Origin of the sequence: Streptomyces sp. CoH27 (assembly GCF_020181035.1) — a bacterium.
Lineage (GTDB): Bacteria > Actinomycetota > Actinomycetes > Streptomycetales > Streptomycetaceae > Streptomyces > Streptomyces camelliae.
In genome coordinates, this window is sequence record NZ_JAIQYY010000016.1 from 77543 (window position 1) to 97127 (window position 19585).

Annotated in this window: 1 protein-coding gene (only partly in view); it reads left to right on the forward strand. The window is 75.9% G+C overall.

Features of this window, described 5'->3' with window-relative positions; translation table 11 throughout:
* Positions 1–19585 carry the 5' portion of a non-ribosomal peptide synthetase gene (locus LE548_RS26770; RefSeq protein ID WP_308030641.1) on the forward strand. It continues 4481 nt past the right edge of the window, so only the first 19585 of its 24066 coding nucleotides appear in the window; the start codon lies at positions 1–3; the stop codon falls past the right edge of the window.

Sequence of the window (19585 nt, forward strand, 5' to 3'; positions counted from 1 at the left end):
ATGGACGACAAGCGCGCACTTCTGCTGAAACTGCTGGCCTCCGTGCAGCAGACCGCCGCCCCCGGGGCCGAGGTCGAGGGCATCGCCGTCATCGGGCTGGCCGGGCGGTTTCCCGGCGCGGCCACAGCGGAGGACCTCTGGCGCAATGTGCTGCACGGTCGCAACTGCATCGGCGAGGTGCCCGCGGACCGCTGGGCGGCGGACGAGCACTACCACCCCGACGGCGCGGACGGCCGCAGTTACAGCAAGTGGGCCGGGTGGCTGGCGGACGTCGACCGGTTCGACCCCCTGCTCTTCCAGATCTCGCCCTCCGACGCGGAGGAGATGGACCCCCAGGAGCGGCTCTTCCTCGAAACCGCCTGGGCGACCGCCGAGGACGCCGGATACGCGCCGCGCGGCCTGGCCGGAACCGGACCGGTCGGTGTCTTCGCCGGCGTGATGAACAACGACTACGAATGGCTGGCCGGGCGGGCCGACGCCTTCGGCCTGCGCACCAACGCCCGCGCCCCGCACTGGTCGATCAGCAACCGGGTGTCGTACGCGCTGGACCTGCGCGGCCCCAGCATGACGGTGGACACCGCCTGCTCCGCCTCGCTCACCGCGATCCACCTGGCCTGCGAGAGCCTGCGCCGGGGCGAGTGCCGGACGGCCCTCGCGGGCGGGGTGAACCTCATCCTCCATCCCGAGCACCTGGGCATGCTGGCGGACCGTCGGATGATCTCGCGGGGCGACCGGTGCCGCAGCTTCGGCGCCCACGCGGACGGATTCGTCGACGGCGAGGGCGTCGGCGCGGTCCTGCTCAAGCCGCTGCGCGCGGCCGAGGCGGACGGCGACCGGATCTACGCCGTGCTGAAGGGCTCCGCGATCAACTCCGGCGGGCGGACCAGCGGTTACACCGTGCCCAGCCCCCAGGCGCAGGCCGAGGTCATCCGGGCGGCACTGCGCCGGTCCGGCGTCGACCCGCGCACCGTCACCTACGTCGAGGCCCACGGCACAGGCACCCCGCTCGGCGACCCCATCGAGATCGCCGGGCTGCGCGACGGGCTGCTCGGCGCCGGCCCGGCCGAGGACCGGCCCGCGTGTGCCATCGGCTCGGTCAAGTCCAACATCGGCCACCTGGAGTCCGCCGCCGGCATCGCCGGACTCGCCAAGGTCCTGATGCAGCTGCGGCACGGCATGCTGCCGCCGTCCCTGCACTCGGCACGGCTCAACCCGGACATCGACCTGTCCGGAACCCCCTTCCGTGTGCAGCAGGAGGCCGCGCCCTGGCCGCGCCCGGTGCTGCGGGACGACGACGGGCGGGAGCGGGAGTTCCCGCGCCGCGCCGGCATCAGCTCCTTCGGCGGCGGAGGCGCCAACGCCCACCTGATCGTCGAGGAGTACCGGGGCGAGCCGGCCGCCGCCCCCGAGCACGACGGCCCGGAACTCGTCGTGCTCTCCGCCCTCGACGAGGAACGGCTGCGCACCTACGCCGGGCAGCTCGCCGACTTCCTCGACGGCCGCCCGGCCGACGGCATGTCCCTCGCGCAGAGCGCGCGCACGGCCGCCGAGGTGCTGCGGGTACGGCCGCAGGACCTGGACCCGGACACCCCGCTCGCGGACTACGGCTGCTCGCCCGCCCAACTCGCCGTGCTCAGCGAACGGCTGGGGCTGGAGCGGACCGTCCCCGGTACGGCGTCGCTGCGCGACCTGGCGCCCGGCGCGGCGGTGGACCTCGCCCTCGCCGACGTCGCCCACACCCTGCGCGTGGGCCGCGAGCAGCTCGACGTGCGGCTCGCCTTCCCGGCGCGGGACCTCGCCGAACTGCGCACGGTGCTGCGGGCCGTGGCCCGGGGCACGGAGACCGGCGTGGAGCTGCACGACGCCGGGGCCGCCCGCCGCACCGCGGAGCCGGACGCCGACGAACGCCTCGCCCGCGCCCTCGCCGACGGCGACCTGCGCACGGCGGCCCGGCTGTGGACCCACGGCGCACGCGCCCCCTGGCCCGTCACCGGCGCCCGCCGGGTGGGCCTGCCGACGTATCCCTTCGCCCGCGGGCGCTACTGGCTGCCCGTACCCGACGCCGCACGCCTCGCCGCGCCGACGGCCTTGCACACACGGTCCGGGACGGAGACGGCCACGCAGGCACCGGCCGCGCCCGCAGGCACCGACGTGGGCGAGCGGGTGGCGGTAGCGGCGTCTTCGGTACGGGCAGGCGTGGTACGCGCGACAGTGCCGGCTGACGCCGGGCAGGCCGTGGGTGGGCCTGCAGCGGGGGTGTCCGCGGGGGTTGATGTGCGGCAGGCCGTGGCGGGGCCCGGGGCCTTGGCGGGGGCAGGGGTGGGCCCGGTGGCCGTAGCGGACGATGCCGGGCAGGACGTGGCCGTGGACGCCTCCTCGGAGGGGCGGCGGGAGATGCGGGTGCTGCAGCCGGTGTGGTGTCCCGAGGAGCTGACGTCGGCCGGGGTGGCCGGGCCGGACCGGGGGGCGGTGGCCGTACTCACCGGTGGGGAGCCCGGCGCGCTGGCCGAGGCTCTGCTCCGCCGTCACCCCGGGGCGCGGCTGATCCGGCTGGACCGTGACGATCCGGCCGTGCTGCTGACCGAACCCGTGGCGCACCTGTACCACCTGGGCGCCATGCGCCGCCCAGGCGACCTGGACACCGGGGTGCGCGACGGCGTGCTCGCGCTGTTCGCCACCCAGGCGGCCGCCGCGCGGCTCACCGTGGTCACCGAGGGCGCCCACCAGGACACCCCGTCCGCAGCGGCCCTGCTCGGCTTCGTCCAGGTGCTCGCCGCGGAACGGCCCGACCTGGACATCACCTGCGTCGACGTGCAGGACACCGACCCCGGGCAGGCGCTCGCCGCGATCCTCGCCGAGCCCGCCCACCCGGCCGGCCGTGCGGTACTGCTGCGCGGCGGCCGGCGGTACGTACGGCAGCTCGTGGACAGCCCGCTGCCCCGGCCCGACCGCTCCCCCTACCGCCAGGGCGGGACGTATCTGCTGCTGGGCGGCACCGGCGGCATCGGGCGGGTGCTGTCCGAGGACCTCGCCCGCCGGTTCCGCGCCAACCTGGTCTGGATCAGCCGCGGCGCCCTGGGGCCCGAGCAGCAGCGGTCCATCGCCCGCGTGCGGGAGGCCGGCGGCGAGGTCCTCCACCTGACGGCCGACGCCGCCGACCCCGGTGCGCTGCGCGCGGCCGTGGCGAAGGCCAGGGAGCACTTCGGCGCGCTGCACGGGGTCTTCCACACGGCCATGACGTTCAACGCCAGCACCCTCGCCGAACTCGACGCCGCCGGACTGCGCGCCGCACTGGCCGCCAAGGTGGACGGCTCGGTCGCCCTGGCCGAGGCCCTGGACGGCGAACCCCTGGACTTCCTCGTCTTCTTCAGCTCGGTCGGCTCCTTCGTCAGCGCCGCGGGCAACGCCGCCTATGTGGCCGCGAGCGCCTTCCAGGACGCCTACGGCCGGCAGCTCGCCGCCACGCGCCCGTACCCGGTGCACGTCGTGAACTGGGGCTACTGGGGGCAGGTCGGCTCCGGCGCGCAGCCGGGCCTGCGGGAGGTGTTCCAGCGGGCCGACATCGACGCCTTCCCGGTGCACGAGGGGCTCGACGCCCTGGAGCGGGTCCTGGTGCACGGCCCGGTGCAGATCCTGCCGATCCGGGCCGGCCGGCGTGCCCTGGAGGCCCTGGGGTACCGCCCGTCGGAGCTGGCCCGCCGTCTGGGCCGCCCCGCACCGGCCGACCCCGGCGCCACCGCCGTACTGCGCGGCTACGACCGGCTCGCCGCCCTGTGCGACCGGGCCCTGCTCGGCGTCTACCGGCGGATGGGAGCCCCGCTGCGGCCGGGCGAGCGGCACGACGTGGCCGCCCTGGCCGACCGGCTCGGCATCCTGCCCAAGTACCGCCGGCTGCACCGGGCCCTGCTGAACGTCCTCGCCGACGCCGGCCAGGTGGCCGTGCGCGGTGACGCGGTGGAGGTGCTGCCGGCCGCGGACGGCGGCGGCCCGGACGACTGGGAGCGGGAACTCGACGGCATCGCCGCCGACCACCCGGACATCGCGGCCACGGTCACGCTCACCCGGCTGTTCCTGCGCAGCTACCCCGAGGTGCTGCGCGGCGAGGTCGGCGCCACCGAAGTCATGTTCCCGGACGCCTCGATGGACCTGGTCCAGGACTTCTACCGGGGCAACCCGCTCACGGACTCCTTCAACGAACTGGTCGCCCACGCCGTCGCCGAGTACGCGCGCCCGCGCCTGTCCGGACCGGCCCGCACCGAGCGGCTGCGCGTGGTGGAACTCGGCGCCGGTACGGGCGCGACGACCGAGCGGGTCCTGCCCGTGCTCCGCGAGGTTCCCGGCGCCGAGTACGTCTTCACGGACATCTCGCCGCAGTTCCTGGACGCGGCGGAGCAGCGGTTCGCGGACACCTTCCCGTTCGTCGTCTTCCGTACCCTGAACCTCGAACGGCCGTTGGCAGACCAGGGGTTCACGCCCGGCATGGCGGACGTCGTCGTCGCCACCAACGTGGTGCACGCCACCTCGGACCTGCGCCGCACCCTGCGTACCGCCCGGGAGCTGCTGCGCCCCGGCGGCCGGCTGGTGCTCAACGAGCTGACGGCGGTGCGCAGCAGCATCACCGTCACCGGTGGTGTCCTGGAGGGCTGGTGGGCGTTCACCGACGCCGGCCTGCGCATACCGGACGCCCCGCTCGCCGCGGCGGCGACCTGGCAGCGCCTGGTGCTGGAGGAAGGATTCGCCGACGCCGCCGTCCTGGACCGCGGCCTTCCCCTCGGCCAGCACGTGATCGTCGCGCAGACCGCCGAGCTCACCGCCCCGGCGGACCCGGCACCGGCCGCTCCCGCCACCCGGCCGGCCCCGTCGGCCGCCCGGCCGGCCGGCGGCACCCTGCTGCCGAGGCTCGCGGAGATCGTGGAACGCACGCTGAAGCTGGAGGCGTCCCTCGACACCGAACGGCCGCTGTCCGACTACGGCTTCGACTCGCTGAGCGGGATGAAGGTCGCGGCGGCGATCGAGGAGAGCCTGGGAATCCGCGTCCCGCTGCGCGACCTGCTCCTCCACCCCACCCTGCGTGACCTGGCCGACTCCCTGGAACCGCCGACGGCCTCCGACCCCACCTCGGCGCCCCCCGCGTCCGCGTCCGCCGCCGAAGTGCAGGCTCCGGGGCTTGCGTCCGACACGGCCTCGCAGCCTTCCGCGCCGGTGCCTGGCGCCGAAGTGCAGGCCTTCGCGTCCGCGTCCGCCGCCGTGGAGCAGGCTCCCGGGCCGGCGTCCGGCGCTGCCCCGCAGCTTCCCGCGCCCGCGCCCGGTGCCGAAGTGCAGGCCGTCGTCCGGGAGTTCCCGCTCTCGGCCGGGCAGCGTGCGCTCGCTGTGATCGAGGGCACCCGCCCCGGCACGTACGCCTACAACCTGCCGCTGGCGTTCCGGCTGGAGCCGGACACCGATCTCGCCGTCCTGCAGGCGGCACTGCAGGCCCTGGTCGACCGGCACGAGCAGCTGCGGGCCCGGGTGACCGGTGACCGGCAGCGGATCGAGCCGGGGCTGCGGCTGCCGTTCACCCACCGGCGGCTGGACACGGACGAGGAGGCGGCGCTCCGGGAGGAGGCGCGGCTGCTCGCCCGGGAACCCTTCGATCTGGCGGCCGGGCCGCTGGTGCGGGCCGCCGTCCTCACCCCGCCCGACGGCCGGCACGTACTGGTGCTGGTCTTCCATCACATCGTCTTCGACGGCGTCTCCATCGCCGTCTTCCTGCGGGAACTGTCCGCCTTCTACCGGGGAACACCTCCGGCCGGGCACCCCGAGCGCTCGTACGCCGACTTCGTCGCCTGGCAGCAGCGGCTGGCCGCCTCCGAACGCGGCGAGCGGCTGCGCGCGTACTGGCTGCGGCGCCTGGCGGGGGACCGCCCCGAGCTGCGGTTCCCCTGGGACCGGCCGCGGCCCGCCGTGCCCGGCGGACGCGGCGCGTCCGTCGAGGGGCGGCTCGACGGCTCCCTCGTCCGCCGGGCCAAGCGGCTCGCCGACGAGGAGGGCACCTCCCTCTTCTGTGTGCTGCTCGCGGCGTACACGGCGCTGCTGCACCGCTACTGCGGACAGGACCGCCTCGACGTCGGCACCCCGGTCACCGGGCGGCCCTCGCCCGAATACGCCGACGTGGTCGGCTACTTCGTGAACATGGTCGTCCTGCGCTGCGACATCGCGCCCGAGCAGGACTTCCGCAGCCTGCTGCGCTCGGTGCGCGACACCGTCCTCGACGCGCTGGAGCACGGCGACCACCCGCTGCTCACGCTCGCCCAGGACCTGCGCGCCCAGCGCCTGTTCGACACCGCCTTCTACTTCCAGAACTGGGCGGACACCGGCACCGGCACCGCGCCCGTGACCGGCGTCTTCCCGGGCGTGCACCAGGAGGGCGAGTTCGATCTCACCCTGGAGGTGGTGGAGGAGCAGGACGGTGCCCGCTACTGCCTGAAGTACGACCCCGACCTCCTCGACGAGGACACAGCGCGGCGCTTCGGCGCGCACTTCGAGGCGCTGGCCGGTGCCGCGCTCGCCGAGCCCGGCGCCACGCTCGACCGGCTGTCCCTGCGCACGCCCGCGGAGCGCCGCCGCGACGGCGAGCAGGTGCGGCGGGCGCGCCGCACCTGGCCCGCGGACGCCCTCCTGCCGGAGCTGTTCGCCGCCCAGGCCCGGCGCACCCCGGACGCGGTGGCCGCGAGTGACGCCGGCACCGAGCTGACGTACCGCCGGCTGCTGGAGCGCGTCGAGGAGCTGGCGGCCCGGCTGCGCCGGCACGGCGTGCGGCCGGGGCGCACCGTGGGCGTGCTGGTCGACCGGTCCGTGGACATGCTCGCCGCGCTGCTCGGCGTGCTCACGGCGGGCGGCGCGTATGTGCCGCTGGACCCCGGCTACCCGGAGGACCGGCTGCGCTACATGGCCGAGGACGCCGGACTGCACCTGCTGCTCACCGGCTCCGGCACCCAGCCCCCGCTCGGGGTCCCCGTGCTGCGGCTCGACGAGCCCGCCGAGGAGACGTCCGCGCCCACCGTCGGCCCCGACGCCGAGGCCGGCCCCGCCGTCCGCTCTCGCGGTCCGGTCCCCGACGACCCCGCGTACGTGATCTACACATCGGGCTCCACAGGCCGCCCCAAGGGCGTCCAGGTGCCGCACCGCGCGCTGGCCAACCTCCTGCTGTCGACGGCCGAGGAACCCGGTCTGTCGGCCGGCGACCACCTGCTCGCGCTCACCACCGTCTGCTTCGACATCGCGGCCCTCGAACTGTTCCTGCCCCTGATCACCGGTGCCCGGGTGGAGATCGTGCCCGCCGAGGTGGCCCGCGACGGCGTGCTGCTGCGCCGCCTGCTGGAGAACAGCCCCGCCACCGTCATGCAGGCCACGCCCGCCACCTGGAAGATGCTGCTCGCGGCCGGCTGGCGCGGCAGCCCCGGGCTGAAGGCGCTGTGCGGGGGAGAGGCGCTGGACCAGGACACCGCCGAGCGGCTGCTCGCCCGGACGGGCGAGGTGTGGAACATGTTCGGGCCGACGGAGACCACCATCTGGTCGTCCGTGGGCCGGCTCGTCCCCGGCGAGCGCGTCACGATCGGCCACCCGATCGCCAACACCACCCTGCACGTGCTGGACGCCCGCCGCCGGCCGGTCCCCACGGGCGTGCCGGGCGAGCTGTACATCGGGGGCGCCGGGCTCGCCACCGGCTACCTGGGCCGGCCCGAGCTGACCGAGGAACGGTTCGTCACCGTGGACGGAGAACGCCGCTACCGCACCGGGGACCTGGTGCGCGCACTCCCGGACGGCCGGATCGAGTACCTCGGCCGGCTCGACACCCAGGTGAAGGTGCGCGGCTTCCGGATCGAACCGGGCGAGGTGGAGGCGGTGCTGCGGGCCCGGCCCGGGGTGCGCGAGGCCGCGGTGGTCTCCCGCCCGGTCGGCGGCGACAACGCGCTGTACGCCTTCGTCGTACCGGCGGACGACGCGCCCCTGCCACGCCGCGAGGACCTCGGCACCTGGCTGCCCGACTATCTCGTCCCCGACGTACTGGTGTCCGTGCCGGCCCTGCCGTACACGCTCAACGGGAAGGTGGACCGCGGCACACTCCGCGACGCACCGCTGGAGCGGCTGCGCGCGGCCCAGCAGCCCGAACGTCCCGCCGCCCCCGCCGCCCCTGCCTTCGCCCGCCCGGTGCCGACCGGGGCCCGGACGCCCGCGATCGGCGCACACGACCTGGCCCGGCTCGTCGCCGAGCTCCTCGACATGGACGCCGAGCAGGTGGCGTACGACGTCCCGCTGGGCGAACTCGGCATGAACTCGGTGAGCTTCACCGCGCTCAGCACCCGGCTCACCGAGCAGTACGGCGTCGAGGTGCTGCCCACGCTGTTCTACCGCCACCCGACCGTCGCGGCAGTCGCGGCCCACCTCGCCACGGACACCCAGGCCCCCGGGAACCAGCCGGCCGCCCTGGAGTCCGTCGGCGCCACGAGCGTCGGGGACGTCTCCGGGGCCCCGCTGCCGGTGGGCGGGTCCGGCAGCCCGGGTTCGCCGGACGGTGCCGTCCGTGACATCGCGATCGTCGGGATGGCCGCCCGGTTGCCCGGGTCGGCCGATCTGGCGGAGTTCTGGGACCACCTGGTCCAGGGGCACGACCTGGTCGGGGAGATTCCGGCCGAGCGCTGGGACTGGCGTGCGCACGCGGACGTGTCCCGGTCGCGCTGGGGCGGCTTCGTGTCGGGCGTGGACCGGTTCGACGCCGCCTTCTTCGGCATCTCGCCGCGCGAGGCGGAGCTGATGGACCCGCAGCAGCGGCTGTTGCTGGAGGTGGTGTGGTCCGCCCTGGAGGACGCCGGGTACCGGCCCTGCGACCTGCGCGGCCGCCGGGTCGGCGTCTTCATCGGCACCACGAACTCCGACTACGCCCAGCTCCAGCGGGCCACCGGACATGCGGTCGAGGCCCACAGCCTCACCGGAGCCGCGCAGTCCGTCATCCCGAACCGGATCTCCTATGTGCTCGACCTGCGCGGCCCCAGCCTCGCCGTGGACACCGCCTGCTCCAGCTCGCTCACGGCCGTGCACCAGGCCGTCACGGCGCTGCGCGACGGCAGCTGCGACCTGGCGATCGCGGGCGGCGTCAGCCTGATCCTCGACCCCGGCCTGTACGCCGCGCTCAGCCGGGGCGAGATGCTCAGCCCCGACGGGCGCTGCAAGGCCTTCGACGCCTCCGCCAACGGCTATGTGCGCGGCGAGGGAGTCGGCGTCGTCGTCCTGCGCGACCTCGCCGCCGCCCGCCGCGACGGCGACCGGGTGGCGGCGGTCGTCAAGGCGACCGCGGTCAACCACGGCGGCCGTACCACCTCGCTGACCGCGCCCAACCCGGACGCCCAGGCCGACCTGCTGGAACGGGCCTACCGGGCCGCGGGAGTCGACCCCGGCACCGTCGGCTACATCGAGGCGCACGGCACCGGCACCGAGCTGGGCGACCCCATCGAGGTCACCGGTCTGACCGAGGCGTTCAGCCGGCTCGGCCGGACCGCGCGGCCCGGCGCACCGGTGTGCGGGATCGGCTCGGTGAAGACCAACATCGGCCATCTGGAGGCCGCCGCGGGCATCGCCGGGCTGCTCAAGGTGGTTCTGGCACTGCGCCATCGCACCCTGCCCGCCAGCCTCCACTTCCGGGAGCGCAACCCGTACGTCCGCCTGGACGAGAGCCCGTTCGAGGTGGTCGACAGCACTCGTCCCTGGCCCGCCCCGACGGACACGGACGGCAGGCCCCAGCCGCGCCGGGCCGGGGTCAGTTCGTTCGGCTTCGGCGGCGCCGGCGCCCACGTCGTCCTCGAAGAGGCCCCGGGCACCCCGGACACCCTGGACACCCCGGGCGGTGGTGCCGAGGACCAGCCGGAGCGCGAGGACCTCTACGTCCTGTCCGCCCGCACCGAGCGCGCCCTGCGCGAACGGGCCCGCCGGCTGGCCGCGTTCGTCCGCCGGGAGCGGCCCGCGCTCGCCGACGTCGCCCACACCCTGCGCGTCGGACGCGAGGGCATGCCCGAGCGGATCGCCTTCGTCGCCCGCGACCGGGCCGGACTGCTCCGGGTCCTGGACGCCTGCGCCGAGGGCCGGACCGAGCCCGGTGTGCTGCGCGGCGACGCCCGCACCGCGCGGCGCGGTACCTCGGCCGTCTCCGGCACCGCCTGGCGGGACTTCGTCCGCGCGCTCGCCACCGAGCGCGACCTGCCTGCCCTGGCCGAGCTGTGGACCGAGGGCGAGGACATCGACTGGTCCGCGCTGCCGCCCGCCCGCCGGATCGCCCTGCCCGCCTACCCGTTCGAGCCCGTACGGCACTGGCTCGACGCCCCAGGGGACGCGGCGGCGCGGCACACCGCGGACGACGAGGGCGGTCTGCTGGACGAGAACGTCTCGACGTTCGGCAGCACGGCCTTCGTCCGGCGCCTCACCGGCACCGAGTTCTATCTGACCGACCACCGGGTGGGCGACGATCTGGTCCTGCCCGGCGTGCTGTACCTGGAACTGGCCCGGCAGGCGGGCGAGCGCGCCCACGGCCGGGCCCGCGTCCGGCGCGTCGAGGACGTCGTATGGGCCGCCCCGCTCACCCTGCCGCCCGGCCGGCATCAGGAGCTGCGGGTGACGGTGGCACCGTCCGGGGAGTTCGAGATCGCCGGCGAACACCCGCACGCGCACGGACGGCTGGTCCTCGATGACCTCGACGAGCGGGAAGCCGGCGGGACCGGCGCTCCCGCACCGCTCGACGTGGCCGCGCTGCGCGCGCGGTGCCGGGACAGCCGTACCCCCGAGGAGTGCTACGCCCGCTTCACCGGCGTGGGCTTCCACTACGGCCCCGCCTTCCGGGTCCTCACGGAGCTGCGGCTCGGCGACGGCGAGGCGCTGGCCGTGCTGCGCCGGCCCGGCCTCGCCCAGCGGTTCGCCTTCCACCCCTCCCTGCTGGACGGCGCCCTGCAGACGGCCGGCTGGCTGGCCGACGGCTCCACGCCCCAGCTGCCCTACGCGATCGGTGCCGTACGGCTGTTCGCACCGGACCCGGCCGCCGACTGGCCGGAGATCTGCCTGGTGCACGCCGTGGCCGGGGAACGGGGTCCGGACGGGCAGGCGTTCGACATCACCCTGGCTGCCGAGGACGGCACCCCGCTGGCGCGGATCGAGCGGTTCGTGCTGCGGCCCGTACCCGGCGGCGCCCGGCAGACGCACGCCTTCGAACCGGTGTGGCAGGAGGCGGCGGACGAACCCGCCACGGCGCACGGCGAGGTGACCCGGCTGGTGATCCTCGGCACCGGGGACGGCCGCGCCGAGGCGCTGCAGGCGGAACTGGCCGCCCTGGCACCGGAGTGGGACATCCGCACCGGTGACCCGGAGGGCGCCTCGCACCTGGTGCACCTGGCCGGCGGGAGCGACCTCGACGAGGCGCTGCACAGCGGCTTCCACCGCGCCCTGGCCGTGTGCCGCGCCCGGATCGCCGGACGCGGCGGAGCGCTGCGCTATCTGTACGTGCACGACGACGAGCCCGGCGCGACCGGCGCCGCCCACGCCGCCCTGGACGCCTTCGCCCGGTCGGTCGGACAGGAACACCCCGGGATCCGGATGAGCGTGGTGGCCCGCACCGGCGGCACCGGTTCCCCGCGCGACCTCGCCGGACTGGTCCGTGCCGAGCTGCTCTCCGGCGCCCGGCCGGAGCTGCGCCGGGACGGCCGGCGCCGCCTGACCCGGGCCTGGCGCCCGCTGGATCTGCCCGCTCCGGCCGTCTCGCCGTTCGCCCGCGAGGGCGCCCACCTGATCACCGGGGGGTCGGGCCGGCTCGGGCTGCACGTCGCCCGCCGTATCGCGGCCCGGCATCCCGGCGCCGGGATCGTGCTGGTCAGCCGGTCGGAACCGGCCGGCCCGCTGCCGGACGGCTGGCTGCACGTGCGGGCCGACGTCACCGTGCCCGCCGACGTGGCACGGGCGGTGCGCGCCGCCCGGGACCGGTTCGGGCGGGTGGCCGGTGTGGTGCACGCCGCCGGGACCCTGCGCGACGCCCTGCTCCTGCACAAGAGCGACGCGGACGCCGAGGCCGTGCTCGCGCCGAAGGTGCGCGGCACGGTGCTGCTCGACGAGGCGACCCGCGGCGACGAGCCCGGCTACTTCGTCGTGTTCGGCTCCACCGCGGCTGTGTTCGGCAACACCGGGCAGACCGACTACGCCTTCGCCAACAGCTTCCTCGCCCACTACCTCCAGCGCCGTCCGGGCCCCGGCCTGGCCGTCGACTGGTCGCTGTGGCAGGACGGGGGCATGACCCTCGGTGCCGAGGGCCGGCGCGCGATGCGCCGCGCGTTCGGCATGGAGCCGCTGCGCACCGAAGCGGCCCTCGACGCGCTGGAGGCCGCCCTGGCCCGGGGCACGACCCGGGTCCTGCTCACCGCGGGCGACGCTGCACGGATCGGCGCGGCCCTGCGGCGCGCGGACGCCGCCCCGGAGCCCGTACCGCCGGCCCCGGCTGCCGCACCCGCCGCACCCGCCGAACCGGCCGAGTCCGGCGGGGACCTGCGGGCGGGCGCGGTGGAGTTCCTGCGCCGGCTGCTCGCCCAGGAACTGAAGACCGCGGCGGAGGACATCGCCGAGGACGAGCCGTTCGACCACTACGGCGTGGACTCGCTGCTGGTGCTCAGCCTGACGCGGCGGCTGGAGGAGCACTTCGGGCCGCTGCCGAAGACGCTGTTCTTCGAGTACGTCACCACCCGCGAACTCGCCGGCCACCTGGCCGAGGAGCACGCCGAACCGCTGCGGGCGCTGCTGGGCGCCGACCGGGCGGGCGAACCGGCCCCCGCCGCGCCTGTCGCCCGTGCGCTCCCTGCCGAGGCCCCGCGTACCGCGACCGTGCAAGCAGCCATACCCTCCCGCCACGACCGCGACGACATCGTGATCGTCGGTGTGGCCGGCCGCTACCCCGAGGCCGACGACCTCGGGGAGTTCTGGCGGAACCTCAGGGCGGGCCGGGACTGCGTCGAGGAGGTGCCGCGCGAGCGCTGGGACCACGACCGGTTCTACGACCCCGACCCGGACACCCCGGGCAAGACCTACGGCAAGTGGGGCGGCTGGCTGTCCGACGTCGAGTCCTTCGACCCGATGTTCTTCCGCATGTCCAAGGCGGAGGCCGACCACATCGACCCGCAGGAGCGGCTGTTCCTGCAGACCGTCTGGCACCTGCTGGAGGACGCCGGCACCTCCCGGGCCGCCCTGTCCGACCGCCGCACCGGCGTCTTCGTGGGACTCATGTACGGCCACTACCAGCTGTACGGCGTCGAGGAGGCGCTGCGCGGCACCGGTGCCGCCACCTCCTCGTCGTACGCGTCGGTGGCCAACCGGGTGTCGTACTTCTACGGCTTCGACGGGCCCAGCATCGCCCTCGACACCATGTGCTCGTCCTCGCTGACCGCGCTGCACCTGGCCTGCGCCGCCATCCGGGCCGGCGACTGCGATGTCGCGGTGGCCGGCGGGGTCAACGTCTCCAGCCATCCGCTGAAGTACCTGCAACTGGCCAAGGGCGGCTTTCTGTCCACCGACGGCAGGTGCCGCAGCTTCGGCGCGGACGGCGACGGCTACGTGCCCGCCGAGGGGGTGGGCGCGGTACTGCTCAAGCGCCGGTCCGCCGCGGAGGCGGACGGCGACCGGATCCTCGCCGTGGTTCGGGCCTCGGCCGTCAACCACGGCGGCGCCGGCAAGGGCTACAGCGTGCCCAATCCGCGGGCGCAGGCCGTGGTCATCGGCGACGCGCTCGACCGGGCCGGGCTGACCCCCGCCGAACTGGACTACCTGGAGGCGCACGGCACGGGCACCGCGCTCGGCGACCCGGTCGAGATCGCCGGCCTGGCACGCGCCTTCAAGGGACACGACCTGCGGGACGTGCGCATCCCGATCGGTTCGGTGAAGTCCGTCATCGGACACGCCGAGGCCGCCGCGGGCATGGCCGCCCTCACCAAGGTGCTGCTGCAGCTGCGCCACGGCGAGCTGGTGCCGTCCCTGCACGCCGAACGCCTCAACCCCGAACTCGGGCTGGACGCCACCCCCTTCCACATCCAGCGCGACCTCGCCCCGTGGGCGCCGCGCCGCGATGCGACGGGCCGCCCGCTGCCCCGCACCGCGGCCGTCAGCGCCTTCGGGGCGGGCGGGAGCAACGCCCACGTGATCCTGGAGGAGTACGTGCCGACCGAGCAGGCCGACCGCGACGAGGCACCGTACGTGTGCGTGCTGTCCGCGAAGGACGCGGACCGCCTCACCGCGTACACCGAGCGCATCGCCGGGTTCCTGCGCGGCGAGGGGCGGGACACGCCGCCCGGCCGGCTGGCTCGTACCCTGCAGAGCCGCGAACCCATGCCCCACCGGCTGGCCGTCGTCTTCGACACCGTCGACGACCTGCTGAAGGCGCTGGACGCGCAGCTCTCCGGCGCCGCCTCGCCCCAGGTCCGCACCGGGGTCGCCGTACGCCCGGCAGCGCCTCCGGCCGACCGCACCCCGCACGAGCTGGCCGCCGCCTGGGTGCGCGGCTCGGACGTGCACTGGCCGCAGGACGGGCCCCCCGTCGCCGTACCCGGCTATCCCTTCGCCCGGGAGCGCTGCTGGGTGCCCGCCGCTGCGTCGGTGCGTGCCGCGTCGGTGCGGGCCGCGGCCGTGGTGCCTCCGCTGCCGGAGGGTGAGCTGGTCCACGAGACGGTGCTGTCCGCGCGGACGCCGGTCATCGCCGGGCACCGGGTGCAGGGCCGCGCGCTGCTGCCCGCCCTGGCCTACTGCGACCTGGTCGCGCGGGTCTTCGCCGAGCACGGACTTCCCGTGGACCGCCTCACCCTGCGCGACCTGACGGTGGTGCAGCCGCTGGACACGACGGACGCGCCGGTGACCGCGCGGATCCACTGCGCCCCGGCCGGGTCCGGCCGCTGGCGGGTCACCGTCACCGACGGCCTCGGCGGCGTCCGCGCCACCGCCGAGGCCGTCGCGGGCGACCCGTCGCACTTCACCGGCCGGCTCACCACCCGGCCGCACGGCCCGGCGCGTCCGCTGTCCGAGGTGTACGACCGGGACGCGGCGAACGGGCAGGTGTACTCGGGCGCGGTACGCGCCGAGGGGTCGTTCCGGCAGGACGCCGGGCAGCTGGTCGCCGACCTCGCCGCCCCGCCCGGTGACGGCCACCTGGCCCACCCGGCGCTGCTGCTCGGTGCCGCGGTCGCGGCCGGCGCGCTGCTGGACACCGAGGGCCGGGCCTATCTGCCGTTGCACATCGCCTCGTTCCGCACCGCCGGACCGCTGACCGGGCGCCGCACGGTCCGGGTCCGCCGGGACGCGGTGGAGCGGCGGGGCGAGATCATCCGGCTGTCGCTGGACTTCTTCGACGAGGAGGGACGTCAGGTGGCCGAGCTGTCGGGCCTGTCGAGCAAGGCCGTGCGGTCCACGCCGACCGGGCCCGCGGGCGCCGCCGGCCAGGGGAGCGCACCGGGTACGGGCGAGGCGGGGACGGACCCCGCCGGGACCGTCGGCGTGGCCGAGGACCTGCTGCGCGGGCTGCTCGCCGACGCCCTGGGCCGCGAGCCGCGGGAGATCCCGGTCACCGCGGGCTACTACGAGCTCGGGCTGGAATCCGTACAGGTCCTCGCCCTCGTGGAGGACCTCGGGACGGCCCTCGGCCGCACCCTCCCGCCGACGCTCCTGTTCGAATTCCCCACCGTCCGTGATCTGGCGGTCCATCTGGCAGGGGAGTACTCCGACAGCCTCCCGACGACCGCCGCTCCGGCTCCGGCTCCGGCTTCGGCCTCCGACCCGGGCCCGGCTCCGGCCTCCGACCCGGGCCCGGCTCCGGCCTCCGACCCGGGCCCGGCCCCGGTCTCCGGGCTGGACCGGCTGCGCGCGGGTGTGGTCGTGCCGCCTGCGGTGGTGCCGGGGCTGTTGTCGGCCGAGGAGTTGGACCTGCTCGTCGCCGGGCAGGTGTTCGGTCGGTTGAGCGTGGCCGGGGCGTTCGCCGATGGGGCGGTGACGACCCTTGCGCGGCTCGCAGACCGGCTGTCCGTGCAGGACGCCTACCGGCGCTGGCTGGAGGAGGCGGTCCGGATGCTCACCGCGGCCGGACTGCTCCGGGCGCACGCGGACGGCACGCTGGAACCGGTGGCCCACGGCGCGTACGACGACTCCGGCTGGCGCGCGGTCCGCGAGCGCTGCGCCGCCGACCCGTACTGGAACGCCCAGCTCTCCCTGGTGGAGGAGTGCGTCGACCGGCTGCCCGAGATCCTCTCGGGCGCGCTGGCCGCGACCGACGTCCTCTTCCCGGGCGGCTCCATGGCCAAGCTCACCGCCGTGTACCAGGGCAACCCGGTCGCCGACCGGCTCAACGAGGTCGTGGCCGAGGTGACGGCCACGGCGGTACGGCAGCGCCGGGCGGCCGAGCCCACGCAGCCCGTGCGCCTCGCCGAGGTCGGGGCCGGCACCGGCGGGACCACCGCCGTCGTCCTGCCCAGGCTGGACGCGGACGCCGCCCACCTCGCGTACTGGTACACCGACCTGTCCCCGGCCTTCCTGGACCAGGCCGAACGCCGGTTCGGCGCCGGACGGCCGTATCTGCGCTACGGCCGCTGGGACGTGGAGCAGCCCGGCGCGGGCGAGCGGCTCACCGGCGGCGGGCTGGACGTGATCGTGGCCACCAACGTGCTGCACGCCACCAGCGACATCCGTCGGGTGCTCGGCAACCTCGCCGCCGCGCTGCGGCCGGGCGGGCTGCTGGTGGTCAACGAGATCACCCGCAAGTCGGCCGTGCTCACCCTGACCTTCGGACTGCTGGACGGCTGGTGGCGCTACGACGACAGCGAGGTCCGCACTCCGGGCGCGCCGATCCTGACCGGCGCACGCTGGCAGGAGGTGCTGCGGGACGCCGGGTTCGCCGAGGTCTGGCGGCCGGTGGCCGAACCCGACGCGTTCGGCGAGGTGTTCGTGGCCCAGCGGCTCGACGAGACCGCGCCGCCGCCCGGTACGCGCCTGCTGGGCCGTACCTGGGAGCCGGCCGGCACCCGTCCCGGCCGGGCCCCGGCAGCAGTGGCCGTCCTGGGCCCGGCGGATCCCGCGCGGCGGCTGGCCGCCGGTCTGCCGGGTGCCGTGGCGGTCGGGTCCGCCGCCGAGCTGGACGACCGGTTCGACGCCCTCGTCGACCTGGGCGGGACCGACCTGGACCAATGGCTGCCCGCGCTGCAGCGGATGGCCGGCCGGCCGGCCACGCTGCTCGGCGTCGGCACCGGTGACGCCCGCGCCGGGCTGTACCGGATGCTGGGCCACGAGTACCGCCGGCTGCGCTCCCGCTATCTGGAGGCCGACCCCGCCGATCCGCGGCTTGCCGGGCTGGTCGCCCGCGAACTGGCCGACACCGGCGACGAGGTGGAGGTCACGTACCTGGACGGCGTGCGGCACCGGGCCGCCCTGACCGAGCTGCCCGCCGCCCCCGGCGCCCCCGTCCGGTTCCCCGCCGACGAGGTCCTGCTGATCACCGGCGGCACCCGGGGCATCGGGCTCGCGCTGGCCGGGCACGCGGTGGACCGGTGGGGCGCCCGCACCGTGGTGCTGACGGGCCGTGAGCAGCTCCCGCCGCAGGAGGAGTGGGACCGGTACGACGACGCAACGCCGCTCGGGCGCAAGCTGGGCGCGCTGCGCGCCCTGGAGCGCGAACTGGCGGGGAAGGGCGGCCGGTTGCGGGTGCTCTCGCTGCCGCTGGGCACGGACACCGCGGCGGTCGCCGGGGCGCTGGCGCGGCTGCGCCGGGACCTCGGGCCGATCGGCGGCGTTCTGCACGCGGCGGGGCTGGTGGACCGAGACAACCTGGCCTTCGTCGGCAAGCCGGTCGACGCCGTGCGCGCGGTGCTGGCGCCCAAGACGGCCGGAGTGGACGCCCTCGTCGACGCCGTGGCCGGTGAACCCCTGCGGTTCTTCGTGCTGTTCTCGTCGGTGGCCTCGCTGGTGCCCGCCGCCGCGGTCGGGCAGAGCGACTACGCCATGGCCAACGCCCACCTCGACGCGGTGGCCCGGCGGCGGCCGCACGGGCTGCCCCTGGTGAGCGTCGCCTGGCCCAGCTGGCAGGGCGTCGGCATGGGCACGGAGCGGCCGGGACCGGGTTACCGGGCGACCGGCCTCGGCGAACTCTCCGCCGAGCAGGGGCTGCGGCTGCTCGACCACATCCTGGCCACCGGCGCCGGACCGGTGGTCCTGCCGGCCGTCGTCGACGAGCGCTGGAGCCCGCGCCTGCTGACCACGCGGGCCGGCGACGGCGCCGTACCGGACGCGCAGGCCACCAGGCCCGCCGCCGGGACGGCGGGCGCACCGGCGCTCACCGGTGACCTGGCGAGCGCCCGCGCGGCCGCCGCCTCCTGGATCCTGGACCAGCTCGCCGAACTGGTCGGTTACGACCGCGAGCGCCTCTCGGCCGACGTGCCGATCGCCGACTACGGCACCGACTCGATCATGACCGTGCAGATCCTGCGCCGGGTCGGGGACCGGCTCGGTGTCGAGCCGGCGCCGGACGCCCTGGTGGAACAGCCCTCCGTGGACGCCTTCACCACCTGGCTGGCCACCTCCCACGGCCCCGAACTGCTCACGGCCTTCGGCCCCGCCGCGGGCACGCTGTCCGCGTCCGCGACGGGCGGGCCGTCCGTGTCCGTCGCGGGTGGGTCGTCCGTGTCTGCCATGGGTGAGCCGTCCGCGTCCGCCGCGGGCGATCTGTCCGCCTCCGCCCTGGGTGAGCGGCCCGTGTCCGTCGCGGGTGGGGCGTCCGCGTCCGCCCTGGGGGAGCCGTCCGCGTCCGCCACGGGTGAGCTGTCCGTCTTCGCCGCGGGTGAGCCGTCCGGCTTCGGTGCCGGCCGGGTGGTTGCCGCCGACGGGGCCGTGGGGGGTGGCCGGGGCGTGGCCGCCGTGTCCGAGGGGGCCGGTGACGGTGCGTCGGATCACGAGGCCGGGGACATCGCCGTGATCGGCATGTCCGGCCGCTTCCCCGGTGCCCCCGACCTCGACGGCTACTGGCGGCTGCTCGCGGAGGGACGGTCGGCGCTGGGACCGGTGCCCCCGGGGCGCTGGCGTGACGGTGAGGGGCTCATGGCGGGCCTGCTCGACCTCGACGGGTTCGACCCGGCCCACTTCCATCTCTCCGACGCGGACGCCACCGCGATGGACCCGCAGGCGCTGCTCCTGCTGGAGGAGACGCTGTTCGCCCTGTGCGACGCCGGGTACCGGCCCGAGGAGGTCAAGGGCCGTGACATCGGCGTCTACGTCGGCGGCCGCAGCCGGCACCACCCGAGCCGGACCGTGCTGGACCGCAGCCGCAACCCGGTGGTGGCGATCGGCCAGAACTACCTCGCCGCCAACCTGTCGCACCACTTCGACCTGCGCGGCCCCGGCGTGGTGGTGGACACCGCCTGCTCCTCGGCGCTCGTGGCGCTCCAGCAGGCCGTCCAGGCGCTGCGCTCGGGCGACATCGAGGCGGCCGTGGTCGCCGGGGTGGGCCTGCTGCCCGACGCGGGCGGCCACCGGTTGTTCGGCCGCCGGGGACTGCTCAACACCG